The sequence below is a fragment of the Saprospiraceae bacterium genome (assembly GCA_016719615.1).
In the GTDB taxonomy this organism is placed as follows: Bacteria; Bacteroidota; Bacteroidia; order Chitinophagales; family Saprospiraceae; genus Vicinibacter.
Genome location: JADJYQ010000007.1, coordinates 412370 through 431078, shown reverse-complemented (window position 1 = coordinate 431078; position 18709 = coordinate 412370). Strand labels below are relative to the sequence as shown.

General features: G+C 38.4%; 17 protein-coding genes. 13 read left to right on the top strand and 4 right to left on the bottom strand.

The genetic code is table 11. The features are described from left to right. Positions 1-831: T9SS type A sorting domain-containing protein (locus tag IPM92_16440; protein ID MBK9109911.1), on the top strand; the 831-nt coding region annotated here is incomplete at its 5' end. Between the two features lie 155 nt (positions 832-986). Here the strand turns inward: IPM92_16440 and IPM92_16435 are convergent. Beyond that, entirely contained in the window at positions 987-1427 is a 441-nt protein-coding gene (locus IPM92_16435) for an Rrf2 family transcriptional regulator (GenBank protein ID MBK9109910.1), read from the bottom strand. Positions 1428-1589: 162 nt separating this feature from the next. Between IPM92_16435 and IPM92_16430 the strand changes: the two genes are divergently transcribed. From IPM92_16430 to IPM92_16400, 7 genes are all read left to right on the top strand, one after another. Then, a complete protein-coding gene (locus tag IPM92_16430) occupies positions 1590-2060 on the top strand; it encodes a c-type cytochrome (protein MBK9109909.1) in 471 nt (156 codons plus the stop codon). 53 nt (positions 2061-2113) lie between these two features. Next, on the top strand, positions 2114-4084 hold the full coding sequence (gene nosZ / locus IPM92_16425; protein ID MBK9109908.1) for a Sec-dependent nitrous-oxide reductase: 1971 nt from the start codon (positions 2114-2116) through the stop codon (positions 4082-4084). Positions 4085-4126: 42 nt separating this feature from the next. Next, the gene (locus IPM92_16420; protein ID MBK9109907.1) at positions 4127-4690 is read left to right on the top strand and encodes a fasciclin domain-containing protein; all 564 of its coding nucleotides are present in this window, start codon (positions 4127-4129) and stop codon (positions 4688-4690) included. 197 nt (positions 4691-4887) lie between these two features. After that, positions 4888-5916, top strand: a complete 1029-nt coding sequence (locus tag IPM92_16415) for a nitrous oxide reductase accessory protein NosL (GenBank protein MBK9109906.1) — start codon at positions 4888-4890, stop codon at positions 5914-5916. Between the two features lie 3 nt (positions 5917-5919). Further along, complete coding sequence (gene nosD, locus IPM92_16410) at positions 5920-7173, top strand: nitrous oxide reductase family maturation protein NosD (protein MBK9109905.1); 1254 nt, start codon at positions 5920-5922, stop codon at positions 7171-7173. Beyond that, complete coding sequence (locus IPM92_16405) at positions 7170-7883, top strand: ABC transporter ATP-binding protein (GenBank protein MBK9109904.1); 714 nt, start codon at positions 7170-7172, stop codon at positions 7881-7883. The genes nosD and IPM92_16405 overlap by 4 nt, the downstream gene beginning before the upstream one ends. Before the next feature lie 4 nt (positions 7884-7887). Continuing rightward, entirely contained in the window at positions 7888-8655 is a 768-nt protein-coding gene (locus IPM92_16400; GenBank protein ID MBK9109903.1) for an ABC transporter permease subunit, read from the top strand. Between the two features lie 311 nt (positions 8656-8966). Here the strand turns inward: IPM92_16400 and IPM92_16395 are convergent, their stop codons facing one another. The 3 genes from IPM92_16395 to IPM92_16385 form a co-directional block, all read right to left on the bottom strand. Further along, on the bottom strand, positions 8967-10454 hold the full coding sequence (locus IPM92_16395) for a T9SS type A sorting domain-containing protein (protein ID MBK9109902.1): 1488 nt from the start codon (positions 10452-10454) through the stop codon (positions 8967-8969). A gap of 501 nt (positions 10455-10955) precedes the next feature. Then, positions 10956-12284 (bottom strand): hydroxymethylglutaryl-CoA reductase, encoded by a 1329-nt coding sequence (locus IPM92_16390; protein ID MBK9109901.1) that lies wholly within the window; start codon positions 12282-12284, stop codon positions 10956-10958. A gap of 26 nt (positions 12285-12310) precedes the next feature. Beyond that, positions 12311-13315 (bottom strand): type 2 isopentenyl-diphosphate Delta-isomerase, encoded by a 1005-nt coding sequence (locus IPM92_16385; GenBank protein MBK9109900.1) that lies wholly within the window; start codon positions 13313-13315, stop codon positions 12311-12313. A gap of 306 nt (positions 13316-13621) precedes the next feature. Between IPM92_16385 and IPM92_16380 the strand changes: the two genes are divergently transcribed. The 5 genes from IPM92_16380 to rsgA are packed head-to-tail and all read left to right on the top strand — an operon-like array spanning position 13622 to position 18677. Continuing rightward, entirely contained in the window at positions 13622-15328 is a 1707-nt protein-coding gene (locus IPM92_16380) for a S8 family peptidase (GenBank protein MBK9109899.1), read from the top strand. A gap of 6 nt (positions 15329-15334) precedes the next feature. Next, positions 15335-16384 (top strand): rhodanese-related sulfurtransferase, encoded by a 1050-nt coding sequence (locus tag IPM92_16375; protein ID MBK9109898.1) that lies wholly within the window; start codon positions 15335-15337, stop codon positions 16382-16384. Continuing rightward, a complete protein-coding gene (locus tag IPM92_16370) occupies positions 16384-16953 on the top strand; it encodes a TlpA family protein disulfide reductase (GenBank protein ID MBK9109897.1) in 570 nt (189 codons plus the stop codon). The genes IPM92_16375 and IPM92_16370 overlap by 1 nt, the downstream gene beginning before the upstream one ends. Positions 16954-16965: 12 nt before the next feature. Then, on the top strand, positions 16966-17727 hold the full coding sequence (locus tag IPM92_16365; GenBank protein MBK9109896.1) for a geranylgeranylglyceryl/heptaprenylglyceryl phosphate synthase: 762 nt from the start codon (positions 16966-16968) through the stop codon (positions 17725-17727). Then, entirely contained in the window at positions 17727-18677 is a 951-nt protein-coding gene (rsgA, locus tag IPM92_16360; protein ID MBK9109895.1) for a ribosome small subunit-dependent GTPase A, read from the top strand. The genes IPM92_16365 and rsgA overlap by 1 nt, the downstream gene beginning before the upstream one ends. Positions 18678-18709: the final 32 nt, after the last annotated feature.

Here is an 18709-nt window from a genome sequence, read left to right as displayed (position 1 = left end):
TGCGGACCTGTACCTTCATCAGAGATCAATTTGGGAAGTCCTGTGACAAGCGATAATTGTGGTGTAGCAGGAACATCCAATAATGCGCCCCCGACCTATGCTTTAGGAGTTAAAAATGTAAAGTGGACGGTCACAGATTTATCGGGTAATACGAATACCTGTATTCAAAAAGTTACGATCAAAGCAGGCAGTTGTGGCACACCGCAACAGGTCTATCAAACTGATATTACCCAAACCAGCGCAAAAATCAAATGGAATGCAGGAGTTCCTTGTGCTACTGATTATCAATTGCGCATCAGATATGAAATTTCCCCGGGTATATGGTCATCCTGGTCAGGCTGGAACAATCATTCCGGTCCCGGATTGGAGCATTTATTTTCCGGCTTGTCACCCAACAGATATTATCACTATCAAATTCGCTCAAAATGTGGATCAGCAACCAATTCAAATTCGATCAATGCTTGGTTTACAACTTTACCTTCGGGAGGTAGTCTTCAAAAGAATGACGATCCTACAAGCAGAATTTATAAAGATCAGGAGCAACATGAAAACATTTCTCAGGGATTTGTTGGAGACCCGACAAGTTTATTCGTATCACCCAATCCTGCAAGAGAAATTCTTTTTCTCCATTTTTCCGGATTTCATCTCGCTGAAAAGCAAATGACTCTAATGGATGTACAGGGTAAACTTATTTTGAATGCAAAATTACAGGCTACAGAAAACGAAATCGAGATCGATTTGCATAAATTGAATGTAACATCCGGTATTTATTTCATAAGAATTTCCAATGGAACAAAGCAAATCACAAAACAATTCATTGTTGAAAAATAAATGGAATTATAATGATGATCATGTATTTCCATGAGGTAATCCGTTTTATTTCCCGCTCATTTACACCAATAAATCTATCTGCATAAATGAGCGGGAAATAAAATCATGTTGGTAAAACAAAGTTTTTCTTCCAACATCAGCAAATATATTTGTCCTTAAATGTCTTTTAAAAAAGAGTGCTTGTTGCGAATGTTCACATCCAACAAATCAATAATCCGGGTCTGTTTTAAAACTTTTATAAATTGGCTTTTGATAGGATCGATATGCACATGAAACGGACAAGGTCTTTTCGAATTACATTTCTCCCACTTCAGTACGCAATGATCTAATGGATCGTTAGGGTCTGTGAGTAAAAGCAATTCCAACAAGCTGGCATTTAGCGTATTTTCATTGCTTTTGAATCCTCCATTAGGTCCTTTTATGGAATCTATCCATTGTGCATCAGCAAGTTTTTTAAAAATTTTAGCTAAAAAATGCTTGGGCGCATGAATCCTTTGTGCGATAACATCCATTTGAATATACTTGTCATGAGAAGCTTCCTTTGATAGATACAACAATCCCCTCACGGCATACCCAAATGTTTTTGATGTCAGCATTTTGAATTTAAAGCCAAAATTATTTTTTATATAAATTGTGATGGCTGATAAGAATCATGGATTCCGGTGATATTCGTCATATATCATTTATTCAAGTTGCGCCAACTTTGACCATAATAAAAGACATGGATGTCCATAATTAATTTCAAAAATCAAATCAATATGAAAAATACAATTTTAAATGTTATTGGTATTATATGTGTCAGCATCATGCTCCTTCAATGTAAGGGTGGAGTGAAGGAAGATCAGCCGACCGTAGATTTTGCGGAACTTCAAAAGGGACAACCGGAAGTTCATGGAACGGAAGTAAAGGATGCAGAAATTGTAATGAATACGCCTTTGAATCAGGAATGGGTGAAAGGTGGCGAAAATATTTACAATCTGAAATGTCTCGCTTGTCATAAACTAACGGAAGATAAGTTGGTCGGACCCGGATGGAAAGGCGTTACTAAAAAGAGGTCGCCATCCTGGATCATCAATATGATTATTAATGTCGACATGATGTTAGAAAAAGATCCGGAAGCGCAAAAACTCTTGGAGCAATGTTTAGTGCGTATGCCGAATCAGAATGTGAGCAAAGAAGAGTCCCTTCAGTTATTGGAATTTATGCGCAAGAATGATGGTGAGATGTAAGCAGAAATTGCAAACTATTTTTTTACAATAATCATATAACTATGTCAATTAAAATGAAAATGAGCATGGCTGCTTTAGCCATGCTGGGGCTGATTTTTGTCTTTTCAACGGGCTGTAAACCCAAAGGGGTGCAATCTGCTGTAGGTGGAAACTCAGCTGTTAAATCATTTGTTCCTCCCGGAAAATACGATGAGTTTTACAATTTCGTCTCCGGTGGATTCAGCGGCCAAATGGCTGTTTATGGTTTGCCTTCGGGCAGATTATTCAGAGTGATTCCGGTATTTTCTGTAGATCCGGAAAAGGGATATGGATATTCGGAAGAATCAAAGCCCATGTTGAATACTTCTCATGGCTTTGTCCCTTGGGATGATTTACACCATCCGGCCTTATCTGTTACTGATGGCATACACGATGGTCGTTGGGCTTTCGGGAATGCCAATAACACACCTCGTATAGCGCGCCTTGATCTCAAAACATTCAGGACTGCCGAAATTCTTGAGATCCCAAACAGCGGTGGTAACCACTCTTCACCTTTTATTACTGAAAACACAGAATATGTTGTCGCCGGTACGCGCTTTAGTTTACCCATGGGCGATAAATTGGATGTGCCGATCAATACTTACAAAGAAAATTTCAGAGGTACGGTGAGTTTTATTTCTGTTGATCAACCAACCGGTCGAATGAACATTGCATTTCAAATTTTACTTCCCGGTATCAACTTTGACCTGGCCCGCGCAGGAAAAGGAAAATCGCATGGTTGGTTTTTCTTCAGCTGTTACAATGCAGAAAGAGCCAATACTTTATTGGAAGTCAATGCCAGTCAAATGGATAAAGATTTTATAATGGCTGTCAACTGGAAAAAAGCAGAGGAATATGTAAAAGCGGGAAAAGCTATGAAGAAGTCTGTTCGCTATGCACATAATGTTTATGATGAAGCAGCACATATGGCAACTTCAAAAATCGAAACAGAAGTACTCGTTCTGGACCCCAAAGATTGTCCGGATATGGTTTATTTTATGCCTTGTCCAAAATCTCCGCATGGATGTGATACAGATCCATCCGGTGAATATATCGTCGGTAGTGGAAAATTAGCTGCATTGATTCCTGTTTTCTCTTTTACAAAAATCCAGGAAGCTATAACTGCAAAAAATTTCGATGGAGATTATGAAGGCATTCCAGTTTTAAAATACGACGCAGTATTACACGGCGAAGTTAAAAAACCCGGTTTAGGTCCCTTACATACAGAATTTGATGATAAAGGAAATGCCTATACTTCGTTTTTCGTTTCTTCAGAAATTGTAAAATGGAGAATCAGTGACTTACAAGTGTTAGACAGGGTTCCAACGTATTATTCAATTGGCCACCTTTGCGTGCCCGGCGGTCCAACAAAGAAACCATGGGGAAAATATGTGATCGCGTATAATAAAATAACCAAAGACCGTTATTTACCAACAGGTCCCGAACTTACTCAAAGTGCACAACTCTACTCCATTGATGGTGAAAAAATGCAGTTGATTCTCGACTTTCCTACCATAGGTGAGCCGCATTATGCAGAAGCAATTCCTGCTGAATTGATCATGAAAAATTCTACCAAAATTTATAAGTTGGAGGAAAATAAAAATCCATACGTAGCGCTTGGAGAAAAAGAGGCAAAGGTTGTTAGAAAAGGTAACGAGATCCATGTATATATGACTTCGATCCGTTCTCACTTTACACCGGATAATATAGAAGGAATTAAATTGGGAGATGTCGTATACTTCCACGTTACCAACCTCGAACAGGACTGGGATGTACCACATGGATTTGCCGTAAAAGGAGCTAACAATGCGGAATTGCTGATCATGCCGGGAGAAACACAAACTTTGTTGTGGAAACCAGAGCGTGTGGGTGTGTATCCAATGTATTGTACCGACTTTTGTTCTGCTTTGCACCAGGAAATGCAGGGTTATATTAGAGTAAGTCCAGCGGGTGCCAACGTTCCACTTACATTCTCAACAGGGGAGCAAGCCAAAGCTGCCCAATAAATTTTGATTTAAATAATATTTATCTTTTCAAAAGCAAAAAATATGAAAACGATTTTTCAATTCATGATGATGATAAGCTGTTTAATACTTATCTCATGTCAGGGTGGTGAGAAAACGCAGGATGCGGGAACAGCGGCAGTAGAAACACAGGCAGCAGATTTGGGACAGGCTGCAGTGCAGGATGATGATTCACAAAAAGACATCGTGAAAATAGCTATAGGTTCTGCTGATCACACAACCCTCGTAAAAGCACTTCAACAGGCTGAATATGTAAATGATCTTGCCAATGCCGGACCCTTTACAGTTTTTGCACCAGTCAATGCGGCATTTGAAAAACTGCCCGCAGGAACAGTTGAAAACCTGATGAAGAATGAACAGAAAGCTGCTTTGCAAAATATTTTAGAGTATCATGTTGCATTAGGCGTTTACAGAGAGAATATGTTTCGCGACGGACAAACCATCAATATGGCCAATACCAAAAATATTAGTATACAATTGAAGGATGGTAAAATCATGATCAACAATTCTGCAAATGTAGTTGCAACGGTACCAGCTTCAAATGGTATCATCTATGTGATTGATGCCGTTTTGTTGCCTCCTGAATAGTAATTTTCGATGAACTTATTTTGATTGAGCAATAAGATCATTTGATTTGATGAGGGGCGAAACTTAATTTAAGTTACGCCCCGTTTTTTTCTAAATTGAAATATATTTTAATAGATTCTTGTCACAGGTATCTGCTTTGAATTATTTTTTACTTTGAGGAGTTATCACTTTTATATTTATCTAAATTAAATCAGAATATGAGCAATACTTTTATCAGTAACAGATCCCGATGGATCGTTTTTGCAATGTCTCTATCCTTATTGCTTACTTATTTCGTACCTGTTTGGCGCATCGATCTTTTTGCACCACAATATCCGGAAGGATTGACCATGAAGATCTGGTTAAAATCGCTAACGGGCGATGTTGAAATCATCAATGGCTTGAATCATTATATCGGAATGAGACATATCTCTGTAGAAATGTTTCCCGAATTTGAAATATTGATCTACATCGTGGCTTTTTATATTTTATTGGGATTATTGGTTGCTTATGCCGGTAGATTGAATATACTTTTTTGGTACCTGGTTTTCACCGCTTTTGGTGGAGTCTTCAGCATGTATGATTTTTACAGATGGGGTTACGAATACGGTCATAATCTCGATCCTACTGCAGCCATTAAAGTACCTGGTTTATCCTATCAGCCGCCATTACTCGGACATAAAAGATTATTGAATTTTGATGCATATTCGCAACCTGACATTGGAGGCTGGATCATTTTTGTTGCAGCTACTATCATGGCCTTGGTTTGGTTGTACGAATGGAATCAATTTCGCAAAAAATCAGTCTCTGCTCCTCTGACTACAATGGCCTTGGTGCTGGGTCTTGGAATGATTTCCTGCGAAGTTAAGCCCGAACCATTTAAATATGGAACTGATATCTGTTATACCTGTAAAATGGGCATTGTGGACCGAAAATTCGGATCGGAAATAGTTACTGAAAAAGGTAAAGTTTATAAATTTGATGATATTGGTTGCATGATTCGACTTATGAAATCAGGTACCTTCGATCAGCAAAAACTTGCTCATGTGCTGGTCATGGATTATGAAAAGGAAAATAATCTTTTGGATGTGAACAACTGTAAGTTTGTTTATGGTGAAGATGTAAGAACACCTATGAATTTTAATACAGCGGCCTTTGAATCGGAACTTCCTGCCAATAATTTTGCACGCAACGGACAGGACAGACATATTGTGGATTGGAAATATATCTATAAAAATATTGAGTAAGTAATGCCTTTGAACGGACATTTGCAATTTACTTTTCTGCTTTTTCTTTTGCTTTGCAATGTACACCTACAGGCAAGAGTAATATCGGTAGGACAACATGATGGACACATCACAAGCATCAAAGAAGCGGTATCGATGGCCGTAGATGGCGATAGCATTTGGGTGCATTCCGGAGTTTATAGAGAAGGCAATATCATTATCAATAAATCCATTTATTTAAAAGGCCTAGATCATCCTTGTTTGGATGGTGAAGGCAAATATGAAATTCTGACCATCAGTGGAAGGGATATCACGGTCAGTGGCTTTGTATTTTTGAATAGCGGTTATTCTTCCATGTTGGATTATGCTGCGATCAAATGCATCGACGCAAGAAATATAACTCTAGAAGAGAACGAAATCACCCATGCTTATTTTGCCATCCATATTTCAAATGTAGAGGATATTGTCATTAGAAATAATAGGATCCACGGAAATCCGAAAACAGAACAAAATACAGGCAATGGCATCCATTTATGGAAATGTAAAAAGGCCTTGATTGATGGCAATATCATCAGCAAACACCGGGATGGAATTTATTTTGAATTTGTAACGGAATCACTGATCACCTGCAACTTGAGTTATGAAAATATCCGCTACGGTCTGCATTTTATGTTTTCGCATAAAGACACTTACACTTACAATAGATTTGTTGAAAATGGTGCCGGTGTAGCAGTGATGTATTCCAAAGAAGTTGATATGCAAGCCAATGAATTTGTCGACAATTGGGGCAGTGCAGCATATGGAATTCTATTGAAAGATATTTCAGATAGTTATATAGCTTATAATCTCTTTGATCAAAACACTGTTGGGATATATATGGAAGGAACCAACAGGATAAATATTCATTGGAATCATTTTCACAAAAATGGCTGGGCCATGAAAGTACAGGCGAGTTGTAATGAAAACAAAATTCAACACAACAATTTCAGCGGGAACAGTTTTGATATTGCGACCAATGGTTCCCTGGTTTTAAATTCATTTGATCAGAATTATTGGGATAAGTACGACGGCTACGATCGTACACGGGACGGATACGGAGATATACCCTACAGACCCGTAAGCATGTATTCCATGATCGTCGAACAAAATCCATATACGCTTATTTTATTGAGAAGTATATTGATCTCTTTTTTGGACAAAGCAGAGAAAGCCATTCCGAGCCTCACACCGGAATTACTGATAGATAATAAACCCCTTATAAAGCCTTTGTGTTTATGATTGCCATTCGAAATCTTCAAAAACAATTCAAAAGAGTTAAGGCATTGGATGATATCAGTGTTTCCTTTGCTTCGCAGCAGGTCACCTCTTTGATTGGGCCGAACGGTTCCGGCAAAACCACTTTGATTAAATGTATTTTAGGTCTGGTCAGACCGGATACCGGAGAAATTTTAATCAACGGAAAATCTATTTCCAATGATTTTACCTACAGATCCCAGATAGGTTACATGCCACAGATCGGGAGGTATCCGGATCATATGAAAGTCGGACAATTGTTTGACTTGCTGACCGAACTTCGAAATGTAAGCAAGGATCATTTGGATATCGAGCTTGTTGAATCGTATCAGCTTCGGAATATTTATCATCAGAGCATGAGAACCCTTTCCGGAGGAACGCGGCAAAAAGTGAGTGCAGCTGTTGCTTTTCTTTTCGACCCTCCCATTTATATTCTCGACGAACCTACTGCGGGTTTGGATCCATTGGCGTCAGAGATTTTGAAAGAAAAAATTCACGATGCAAAGAATAAGAATAAATTGATACTCATCACATCACATGTTTTAAGTGATTTTGATGAACTCACTACACATGTATTGTATTTGCAGGAAGGAAAAGTGCGCTATGATGCCAGTATGGAAAAATTAAGAGCTTTTACAGGAGAGCAGAAATTTGGAAAAGCTATTGCCAGTATTATGTTGCAAAATAAAAATTGAGACCATGTGGAAATTGAGCAAACATATACTGTCTGATATCATTCGCAATAAAGTGATTCTGCTCTATGCAGCATTTCAGTTTTTGGCCAGTTTATTATTATTCAATCTGGAAGAAAATCCAGACAAAGCATTGTTGAGTTTATTGAATATTGAACTGATCATCATTCCACTCATCAGTATGATCTTTGCAACCATACATTATTACAACTCCTATGAGTTTATAGAAATGTTACTTGCTCAACCGGTGGGCAGAAATCAGGTCATATTGAGTGAATATTTTGCTACAGCCTTTTCACTGATGTTTGCTTTTTTGCTGGGTCTGGGTTTGCCTGTTTTAATGTATTATCAGAGTTATCTTGCCATTATATTTTTAATTACCGGATGCGGCTTGACCATGGCCTGTACATCTATTGCTTTTCTTGCAGCAGTATTGTCACGAGATAAGGCAAGAGGGATCGGGATGGTGTTGATGATCTGGTTTTATTTTGCACTGGTTTACGATGGTGTAGTCTTAATGATTCTCTTTGCTTTCAGCGAATACCCGCTTGAAAAATTGACTTTATTGCTGACCGCACTAAACCCAATTGACCTGGCCCGCGTATCTATGATGCTACAAATGGATGTAAGTGCTTTGATGGGCTATACCGGCGCATTGTTCAAGGAATTCTTTGGCAGCATTTATGGCATTTTGTTTACGGGAGGCATCATGGTCTTTTGGATTGTATCAGCCTTATTTATTGCTGTTAAAATTTTTAGTAAGAAAGATCTATAAATATTCAAGTTTATGTATTACTATTCTTCTAAATTTGTTTCCCGCAGATTTGAATAAAACCTGCGCGATCAGCGGGAAACCAAGGGATTATGATAGCACACCCCTCATCTCATCCAAAAAACCGCCTCACCGCATTGTAACTCACTTTATGCAATCGAAAATAGTCTTGCGCTTTTACAATCTCCGGTTCCGTAGCCTGAAGTTGCATTAAGATATTCTTGAGATGCATTTTCAAATGAACGTATTACACAAAGCAAAAACCTGATAAAAAATAGTACTTGATAAGTAAATGAACTACCTAAAACCGTTTTTTATCTCATGATTTGAATAGGCTTTGTAAACACTTGACCTTGAATTTCTAATTTAATCAAATACTGTCCGTTAGGCAGCTTTTCAGGTATATCCAGAAGATATTGAACATCTTTTTCAATGGAAAGAGATTTGGTCTCCATTATATTTCCTAAAAGGTCGTAAAGGGAGATACGGCATTGTTTTGCTGAAACGCGGCTTAACAAATATAATAGATGACCTGAAATTGGATTAGGATAAACTTCAAATGGCGTAGATTCATTTTTATTTGAAAGATTTGTGTTTATACCTGTATAACACCCAGGAATCAGACAACCGTCTTTGTCGAGGTGGAGTAACCATCCCTTAACTACATTTTCATCACCATCAGCAACTATAGCGCTGACAACCAGAGTGTGATAAGGAGTTTCCTTAACTTGAATGAACTTGATCCAAGAGGCCCGGGCACTTTCCCATCCCAATGGTTGAAATTTTCTGGTCCAGAGTGAATCTCCCAAATTGGAAACCTTATATAGTACACCATAATCTGGCTCAGCAAAAAGACTTGTCTCTATTGCAGCACTGGCTATAAAACCATCTCCATACATTTGCTTTTCAAGATAATAAGTCCAGTAATCTACAAGATTAATTCCAGCCTGAGAATCAACATGCATAGGAGTTGACTTGTAAAGTGTATCGAATTCTGGACTTGTTAGTAATGAAACGGGTGCAAGTATTTTGGCTGATTTAGGATCGATTTTAGCCCCAAAAATTAAAAAAGTTTTATTTAAAGCCTTTTTAATATTGTAGCTCAATGACCCATTAATGCCAATGTTTATATTGGAAGTATTGAGTACTTGCTTTTTGATTAAGTTACCAATTGTATCATATTTTTTATAAATTAAAATATGCTTGAAAGAATTATTAATATTTATTTGTAATGCATTTGATATTACTTCATAGATCCCGCTCTGATCTTTATTTATCCAACAATGATTTTCAAGAGTGTCATTTAACTTATCCTCAAGCTTTATAATTTTAACTATATTAAAAGAAGAGTCCATTTCCATAATGTGTTGCTCGCGGACATTTGGGCCTGAAGTTAACTGTGCCCAAATCAATCGATCTCCTACCCAAGTTATTTCATTTAAAATGATCTCACCGATCCTTGGATTTTCTAAATAATAAACTGGCATTTTGCATGTTTTCAGGATAGCGCCAGTGTGCATGTTTATTCTTGCATAACCACCTGCCCCTTTAGGATGTCCTTCGAAAGGTAGAGCATCAAACATGAAGTCAAATATTCCGTTACCTTGTGGATATAGGGAAATCACTTCGCCGTAAGGACGTATTCCCGGGATGAAGGTATCTAATATTTTATGTGAAGAAACCAAATTTCCAGAATAGTCAAAAACCCAGGCCATCGGGTCAACGACCTTATTCCGACCATCAGAATCTTGTTTAGATACCATATCACCAATGACATAGATATAATTTGAGTCGGAATTCACTCCTCTGAATCGGGATTGGCCATTAATTGATCCAACATCCGGAATGAAGTTGAAAAAAATATTTTGTTGGCAGAAAACGTTGAAGAAAGCTAAATTAAAAATTAAAATTAAACAAAATCTTGATTGCATATATGTAATATGTGAAGATTGTTAAACAAATATACTAATAAAATTTGCGAATACTCAAAATATTCCGGTTAATTTATTTTTGGTTTAATTCTTGTATTTGTCTGATTGGAGTTTTTCTTTGAATTGTTGCAGCATTCAAAGCAGAAAATTTGCTGGGTAAACAGTAATATAAAATCAAAATGGAATTGAGAAGTATTCAATCCTGAAAATTCAATAATTCAGTTAATTCTGCTTCAGACAATTTGTATGTAGATTAAAACAATGGAGTTCAGTGAATCCTATTCATCTATAAATTTTTCCCGCAGATTTCGCAGATTTTGAATACCCGCAGATTTTCTCTCAATTCTCCGCGATCAGCGGGAACCAAACGGATCATGATAACTTTCCCCGCATCTCATCCAAAAACCGCCGCACCGCATTGTAACTCACTTTATGCAATCGAAAATATTCCTGCGCTTTTTGGATCTCAGGGTCTGTTGCTTTTAGCTGCATCAAAATATTCTTCAGATGCATTTTCATATGACCATATTGAATGCCCGTTGTAACTAACGACCGTAAGGCAGCAAAATTCTGGGCCAGGCCGGTAGCTGCAGCGATCATCATCAATTCAGTGGAGCTGGGGTTTTGCAAAAGTTCCAAAGATCTTTTGGCCATGGGGTGTAAGGAAGTCAGTCCGCCAACGGTACCCAGTGCTAATGGAATTTCCAGAGAGAAATAAAAATTTCCATTTTTCAATTCGCAATGACTCAAACTTGAGTAGCTCCCGTTTCTGGAAGCATATGCATGACCACAGGCTTCCACTGCTCTGAAATCATTAGCCGTTGCCAATACTACGGCATCGATACCATTAAAAATTCCTTTATTGTGAGTCACTGCTCGGTAGGTATCGTATTTTGCAATCTCTACGGCCTGAAAGAATTTATCAGCAAAGTCATTCGCAGATAAAGTACCACCAAAATCGCCTAAAGATGAAATGGGGCATTCTACCCAGGCTTTTACTAAACAATCGGGTGTATAATTGGAAAGTATCGACATGATGATCTCGATGTCGCGTTCCTCATCCTTAAATGCAGATGCCTGAGTGATGTATTTTTCAAGCGTCGCGCTAAAACTTTCAAGACAGGAATTGATGAAATTGGCACCCATGGAATCACAGGTTTCAAAAGCGATCAACAACTGAAAATAATTAGGAATGTTTTCGAATTGTTTGATTTCCATTTTACCAACACCTCCCCCCCTTGCCGTCATGTTTTTTAAAAGCTCACCGGCTTCTTCCAACATTTGCTTTTTTAAAACGGGTAACAGTTCATTTAGTAAAACTGCGTTTCCGCTCCAGTTAAAATGGATCTGTCCAAGTTTTACGGTGCTGATCACCTGAGCATGTATCCCGCCTCTTTCCATCCAGAATTTGGCACCTGCAGATGCTGCAGCGACTACCGAACTTTCTTCAGTCACCATGGGCACACAATACATCCGGCCATTGATTAAAAAATTGGGAGCTACGCTATAGGGTAAGTGATAATTGCTAATGGTATTTTCGCTGAACGCATCGAGGATTTTTTGCTGGTCTTCATTTTTATGCCAGTAACTCATCAGCTCGTGCATGACATTTTCAGGATCTTTGAAGAAATTCTCTACGATCCATTTGATCTTGCCGCGTTTCGACAATTTTGAAAACCCGCTGATGGTTTTAGTTTTCAATAATCCAAATTTATTTTGAATGATTTTTATTTAACTTTAAGAAACGCACTGGCCAATTGTAATCCACGCAATTGGTTTTTCACATAAGCTCTTAAATCTTCGTAATTGCCCTGTGCATGCGCCAAAAAACCGGATGCCTGGCCATAAATAGCGGGAATTTTACTTTTTTGAATGAGATAATAACCATCCAGAAAACTTTTAATGCCCCCGGAAATGATCAGAAATTGACAACGTGGTTTTATTTCTTCAACAATGCGATTGCAATATTCAACCATTTGCAATGCGCTATGGCCAATCCTTGTAAGTGGAAGCAAATCTTCCTTAAATGTGGAATGCTGTCTTTGTATTTCAAGCAAACTAAAGTTCGTTCCACCAAATGCTCCAAACTCAATGGCCAATAAGGGCATTTGCAACAAAGCTTTAAGAGACGCCGGACCCATACCTTGTCCGACTTCTTTAACAATGACCGGAAATTCAAACTGATCTAGGATTTTTTGTATGGTCTCTATTGGTTTTTCGCGAAAATGGTCCCCTTCTGGCTGCATGAATTCCTGAAAAGGATTGAGATGTATGATTAATCCATCTGCCTGCAATTTTTGGATAAGCGAGGTTATTTTTTCTTGCTGTCCCTTAGCCAACCATTCTTCGAGTTGTGCAATCCCCAGATTCGCAAACAAAGGAAGCGAACTTCCAATCCATTCTCGCATGTCGAAATCAGGTAAAAGTTCAGGCTGATCGACAAGTTTCCGGCAGGAGCCGAGTCCCAGACCAAGGCCAAATTCCCGACATGCTTGCGATAAATTCTCGTTGATTTTTCTAGCCTTTTCAGTACCCCCGGTCATACTCGACACCCAAATGGGATAAGATAAGGTCTTGGCCCCAAATTGAAAGGGCAGCACCTGTTCGAAAGGAGGATGTTCGCTTAGTGCCGGCTCGTAATAAAATCGATCATCAAGCCATTGGGCCTCTGTTTGGGCTTCAAAGGCCAGTTCTATATGATCTTTCTTGCGGTCTAATGTTCCTTTTGGCATGGTACAATTTAAAGAAATGCAGCTATATAACAAAGTAAAGCACAAATGGCTTAGAAAAAACCAGAAACTTGTTGATGATCTCGGAAAATAGATAGAAAATGGAATCAAATCAGCTGCAAAATCGTTATCCAATTTGGAGGTGTTTTATTGGAAAACAGCCTAACTTTGCGAAATATTTATGGGAAACTTCATTGTGTTTTAATATCCAAAGAGTTCAAATTTATATAATTACCGGCAATGAATAATAAAGCATCCCATTATATAATGAACAGAAATGATTTCAAACGTATAATCACAAACCGAAATATGAGAATTTTGACTTTTTTATTGCTACTCATTTTTGCCAATTTGTCTGCACAAATGAGTTCCACCCTTTTGCAAAAAATGGAAGCTGGTGAAAAATGGCCCGTGCTGATTTCATTTAAGGAACAAGCCACATTTAATGAATGGAAATCCGAATGGCCCAAAGAACAAAAAGGCCACTATGTTTACCAACAACTTAAGGAAACAGCGGAACAAAATCAACAAGCGGTCATTCATTATTTTGCAAAAAGAAATATAAGTTACAAGACATTTTTTGTCGCAAATGTGATCCATGCTGAAATAGATCGCGAAGCAATCTCATTTTTACAAGCTCAAACCGGAATTGAAAAAATAAGCTACGATGCTCATTTGAATTTTCAATTTCCGCAAACAGATGCTTCTGCTATTATGCATCAAAGGGCGCCTGAAATTACCTGGGGTATTCAACAAATGAATGTTCCCGCAGTATGGGATCTGGGGATCAAAGGCAAAGGTATAGTCGTAGCAGGCGAAGATACAGGCGTAAAATGGGATGTAAACGGACTCAAAAGCAAATATCGTGGCTTTGAAAATGGGCAAACCGATCATAATTACAACTGGCATGATGCCATTCATGCCATCAGTCCTCTGAGCGGCAGTCCCGACAATCCTTGTGGGCTCAATGTCAAGGAACCATGTGATGATCATTCACATGGTACGCACACAGTTGGTACGATGGTAGGAAGTACTGACGAACAATTGTTTGGTGTTGCGCCTGAAGCTCAATGGATCGGTTGCAGAAATATGGAAAGGGGCAATGGTGCTTTATCAACCTATATCGAATGTTTTGAATTCTTTTTAGCGCCACACGATCTCAATGGTCAAAACCACAATCCCACCAAGGCTCCACACGTGATCAATAACAGTTGGTATTGCAGTCTGGAAGAAGGCTGTGACACATCTTCTTATCCCATTATGGAAAGGGTTATTGAAAATTTGAGAAAAGCAGGTGTGGTCGTAGTCGTATCTGCTGGTAATGATGGTGCCAGTTGCAATACACTAAAACATATTCCTGCGATTTATGAAGAAAGTTTTACTGTTGGCTCCGTCAGACAGGATTTAAAAATCAGCGATTTCAGCAGCAACGGTCCGGTTAATAATTATAAAGCCACTCGCGTAAAACCAAATGTGGTTGCTCCCGGTTCAGATGTGTTATCTGTTTTACCTGATGGAAATTTCGCTTCCTGGAATGGCACCAGTATGGCAGGTCCGCACGTTGCAGGCTTGGTTGCACTTATGATCAGCGCAAATCCACTCCTGTCTGGTCAGGTAGAACGCATTGAGCAAATTATTGAAGAGACTGCAACGCGGATCAATTCGGACTTCGATTGTTGGCCATCAACAGGAAGCAGTATTCCGAATAATACTTTTGGTTTTGGGTTTGTAAATGCTTTGGCTGCAGTAGAAAAAGCATTGTTGGTTGTTGATACCAAACAGCCTGAAATTGCTGGTTTAAAAATGTATCCGAATCCAGCAAAAAATTATATAAATATTGAATTGGCCAATGCAAATATTTCTGAAATCAGCATCCAAAATATTTATGGCAAAGAAATCTTTCAATTAAAAAATCCTTCGAAGCTGCATAGAATTGTAACTGAAGGATGGCAGCCGGGTCTGTATTTTATGACGACGGATGGATCAAATGCGAAATCTTTTATTATCGAACATTGATTTAGTATGACACTTCGATTATATAATCTGGTTAACCGCGAAGAGCTCATTCGCAAAATGAAGGAAAGTCAGGAAGCCAGAACTACTATTTCGTTCTATAAGTATTACAACATTCTGAATCCGCCATTTTTTCGCAATCATTTGTATGATCGGTATGAACAGCTGGGAGTTTTAGGGCGTATTTACATTGCATCAGAAGGCATCAACGCGCAGATTTCAGTACCCAGTGCTCGATTGGAAGATTTTAAAAAAGTGATGAATGACATCGATTTTTTAAATGGCATCCGCTTAAATTTTGCGATAGAAGACGACGGTAAATCATTCTTTAAACTGAATATTAAAGTGCGCAAAAAAATTGTCGCTGATGGCATTGAAGATCCCGATTTTAATGCGTCTGATTGCGGTGTGCATCTGAATGCACTGGAGTTTAATGAAATTATTTCTAAAGAGAATACCGTAGTAGTGGATATGCGCAATCACTACGAGAGCGAAGTGGGTCATTTTGAGAACGCTATTTGTCCAGAGGTCGTTACCTTCAGAGAATCGCTCCCGATTATTTCTGATATGCTTGCAGAGCACAAGGATAAAAACCTGGTCATGTATTGTACCGGTGGCATTCGATGCGAAAAAGCAAGTGCCTATTTAAAATATAAAGGATATAAAAATGTCTTTCAACTGAATGGAGGAATCATTGAATATGCAAGGCAAGTAAATGAGCAGCATCTCGAAAATAAATTTAAAGGAAAAAATTTTGTATTTGATGAAAGACTGGGAGAGCGCATTTCCGATCAGATCATTTCTCGGTGCCATCAATGTGGAGCTCTTTGTGATAATCATGTGAATTGCAAAAACGACCAGTGTCATATTTTATTTATTCAATGTCCCGCCTGCGCTCAAAAATATGAAGACTGTTGTTCGAGAAGGTGTTCAGATTTTGTAAAATTGGATGATGCTGAAAAACAGCAAATACGCGAACAACTCGAATTCAATGGGAGTAAATTTTCCAAAGGACGTTATAAAGCTCTCGGAAAAGACGAAGCATTGGTGCTGCACTGATGAAATTTCATTTTATTTATTTTTCCTTTTTCGTATTTTATGCTTGTCAAAACCATGAATATTCAGTTGGCGATCGCGCTCCGGAATTTTCAAAAATGATTTGGCTGCATTCGCCCGAATTACAATTGGCGAATCTACAAGGCAAGGTCGTATTACTTCGTTGGTGGACCGATGGATGCGTTTTCTGTGTGCAATCCGCAGATGCATTAAATGAATGGCATCAGCGGTATGCAGATTCAGGTTTGGTTGTCATTGGGCTCTATCATCCCAAACCCGAGCCAAGGATTCTTGATCCGGAGGAAGTTCGCGAATTTGTTCGTGAAAAAGGATTTCAGTTTCCGATAGGCATAGATCAGGATTGGACCAATTTGTATAAATTTTGGTTAGGTCGCACTCCCAAAGAATTTACATCGGTAAGTTTTTTGATCGGAAAAGACGGAAAAATTATATACATACACCCGGGAGGAGAATACCATAAGGAAATCGCTGCGGGACATGAACAATGTGTAACATCCTACTTCGAAATTGAAATGCAAATTCAAATGGCATTGAGGGCGAGTTTTCATTAGCTTTGCAGATACATGGCAACATTATATGCTCAGTTATTGCAAAAAAAACAAAGAGGACAGAAAAGTCTTGCTATTCTCATTGATCCCGATAAGAACAAACTCAAAAATCTGGATAAAATTATTGAACTGGCGAATGTTCATGGTGTCGGTTATTTTTTTGTTGGAGGAAGTTTATTATCTGAAGATCATGTGGCCTCAAGTATTACCCGTATAAAAAGTGAATCAAATATACCCATCGTATTATTTCCCGGAAACAATTATCAAATAGACCCCGGAGCAGATGCACTTTTGTTTTTATCACTGGTTTCCGGGCGAAATCCGGAATACTTAATTTCTAAACACGTCGAAGCCGCTTTGAAAATTGCTGAAACAAATCTTGAAGTGATAGCTACAGCTTATTTGTTAATAAATGGAGGCCATTCAAATACAGCGGCGTATTTAAGTCAGACCTTGCCAATACCACATGATAAAACCGAAATTGCAGTTGCAACTGCTATGGCTTGTAAGTTTTTAAATTTTCAGTGCATCTATTTGGAAGCGGGGAGTGGCGCAAAAATACCGGTAGCTTCAGAAATGATCAAGGCCGTTTCGAATAAGGTAAATCTCCCATTGATTGTAGGGGGAGGATTAAAATCTTGCCCTCCATTGGAATTAGCTTATCAATCCGGAGCAGATCTGGCCGTGGTTGGAAATGAAGTAGAAACAAATCCCGATTTGATAAAAGAAATGATGGTCCTTGTGAGAACTTTTGATTTTAAAAATGCAAAAGCCTGATGTTAACTGGAAGGGTGATGCGATCTACGGGGAGTTGGTATGATGTGCTGGATGAAAATTCATCGACATTTTATGCTTGCAGACTGATCGGAAAACTCAAATTAGATAAAGAGAATGTAACCAATCCAATTGCCGTTGGTGATCTTGTAGAGTTTGAATTGGAAAATGAAAAGCAAGGTATTATTAAAAAAGTCCTTCCAAGAAAAAATTATATTGCTCGACAATCACCAAAGTCCAAATGGCATATTCATATTTTAGCATGTAATATCGATCAGGCCATTCTTATCACAAGCATATGTGAACCCCCTTTAAAACCAGGATTTATAGACCGGTTCATTTTAACAACAGAACCTCAAAATATTCCGGTCCTCATCATTTTTAATAAAAGGGATCTCTATGGTGATCGCGAAAAAGAAATATTTGAAGAGCAAAAACTGGTTTATACCAAAATAGGATATGAGGTCATGGCCGTATCTGCTCGCATTAATTATGGTATAAGCGAATTGCGAGATAAACTGACAGATAAGATTAGTTTGTTTTCAGGACAATCAGGTGTGGGTAAATCAACTATTCTCAATGGTGTAGAGCCTGATCTGATTTTACGGACGGGCGATATCTCCGACTATAGTGGAAAAGGTACGCACACTACTACCTTCGCACAAATGTTTCTTATCAAGGAAAATACCTATTTAATAGATACACCCGGAATAAAAACATTGAACTTCAACAATCTGGAAGTCATGGACGTTGCGCATAATTTCAGAGAATTTTTTGAAGTATCATCTAAATGCAAATTCGGCTCTCAATGTACTCACCGAGATGAACCCGAATGTGAAGTGAAAAATCTTTTAGATCAAGGTGTCTTAAGCGAAATCAGATATAGAAATTATTTAAATATTTTAGAGGAGATAGAGGCACAGAATTATTGGGAGCGGAGTAAGAAGTATTGATGTACAATTGATCTCCTGGCCTCATCCCCGGC

What these genes read in the sequence shown, in the direction of transcription:
- IPM92_16435 (MBK9109910.1), bottom strand. Translation starts at nt 1,427, where the DNA reads ATGCTGACATCAAAAACATTTGGGTATGCCGTGAGGGGATTGTTGTAT.
- IPM92_16430 (MBK9109909.1), top strand. Translation starts at nt 1,590, where the DNA reads ATGAAAAATACAATTTTAAATGTTATTGGTATTATATGTGTCAGCATC.
- nosZ (MBK9109908.1), top strand. Translation starts at nt 2,114, where the DNA reads ATGAAAATGAGCATGGCTGCTTTAGCCATGCTGGGGCTGATTTTTGTC.
- IPM92_16420 (MBK9109907.1), top strand. Translation starts at nt 4,127, where the DNA reads ATGAAAACGATTTTTCAATTCATGATGATGATAAGCTGTTTAATACTT.
- IPM92_16415 (MBK9109906.1), top strand. Translation starts at nt 4,888, where the DNA reads ATGAGCAATACTTTTATCAGTAACAGATCCCGATGGATCGTTTTTGCA.
- nosD (MBK9109905.1), top strand. Translation starts at nt 5,920, where the DNA reads ATGCCTTTGAACGGACATTTGCAATTTACTTTTCTGCTTTTTCTTTTG.
- IPM92_16405 (MBK9109904.1), top strand. Translation starts at nt 7,170, where the DNA reads ATGATTGCCATTCGAAATCTTCAAAAACAATTCAAAAGAGTTAAGGCA.
- IPM92_16400 (MBK9109903.1), top strand. Translation starts at nt 7,888, where the DNA reads ATGTGGAAATTGAGCAAACATATACTGTCTGATATCATTCGCAATAAA.
- IPM92_16385 (MBK9109900.1), bottom strand. Translation starts at nt 13,315, where the DNA reads ATGCCAAAAGGAACATTAGACCGCAAGAAAGATCATATAGAACTGGCC.
- IPM92_16380 (MBK9109899.1), top strand. Translation starts at nt 13,622, where the DNA reads ATGAGAATTTTGACTTTTTTATTGCTACTCATTTTTGCCAATTTGTCT.
- IPM92_16375 (MBK9109898.1), top strand. Translation starts at nt 15,335, where the DNA reads ATGACACTTCGATTATATAATCTGGTTAACCGCGAAGAGCTCATTCGC.
- IPM92_16370 (MBK9109897.1), top strand. Translation starts at nt 16,384, where the DNA reads ATGAAATTTCATTTTATTTATTTTTCCTTTTTCGTATTTTATGCTTGT.
- IPM92_16365 (MBK9109896.1), top strand. Translation starts at nt 16,966, where the DNA reads ATGGCAACATTATATGCTCAGTTATTGCAAAAAAAACAAAGAGGACAG.
- rsgA (MBK9109895.1), top strand. Translation starts at nt 17,727, where the DNA reads ATGTTAACTGGAAGGGTGATGCGATCTACGGGGAGTTGGTATGATGTG.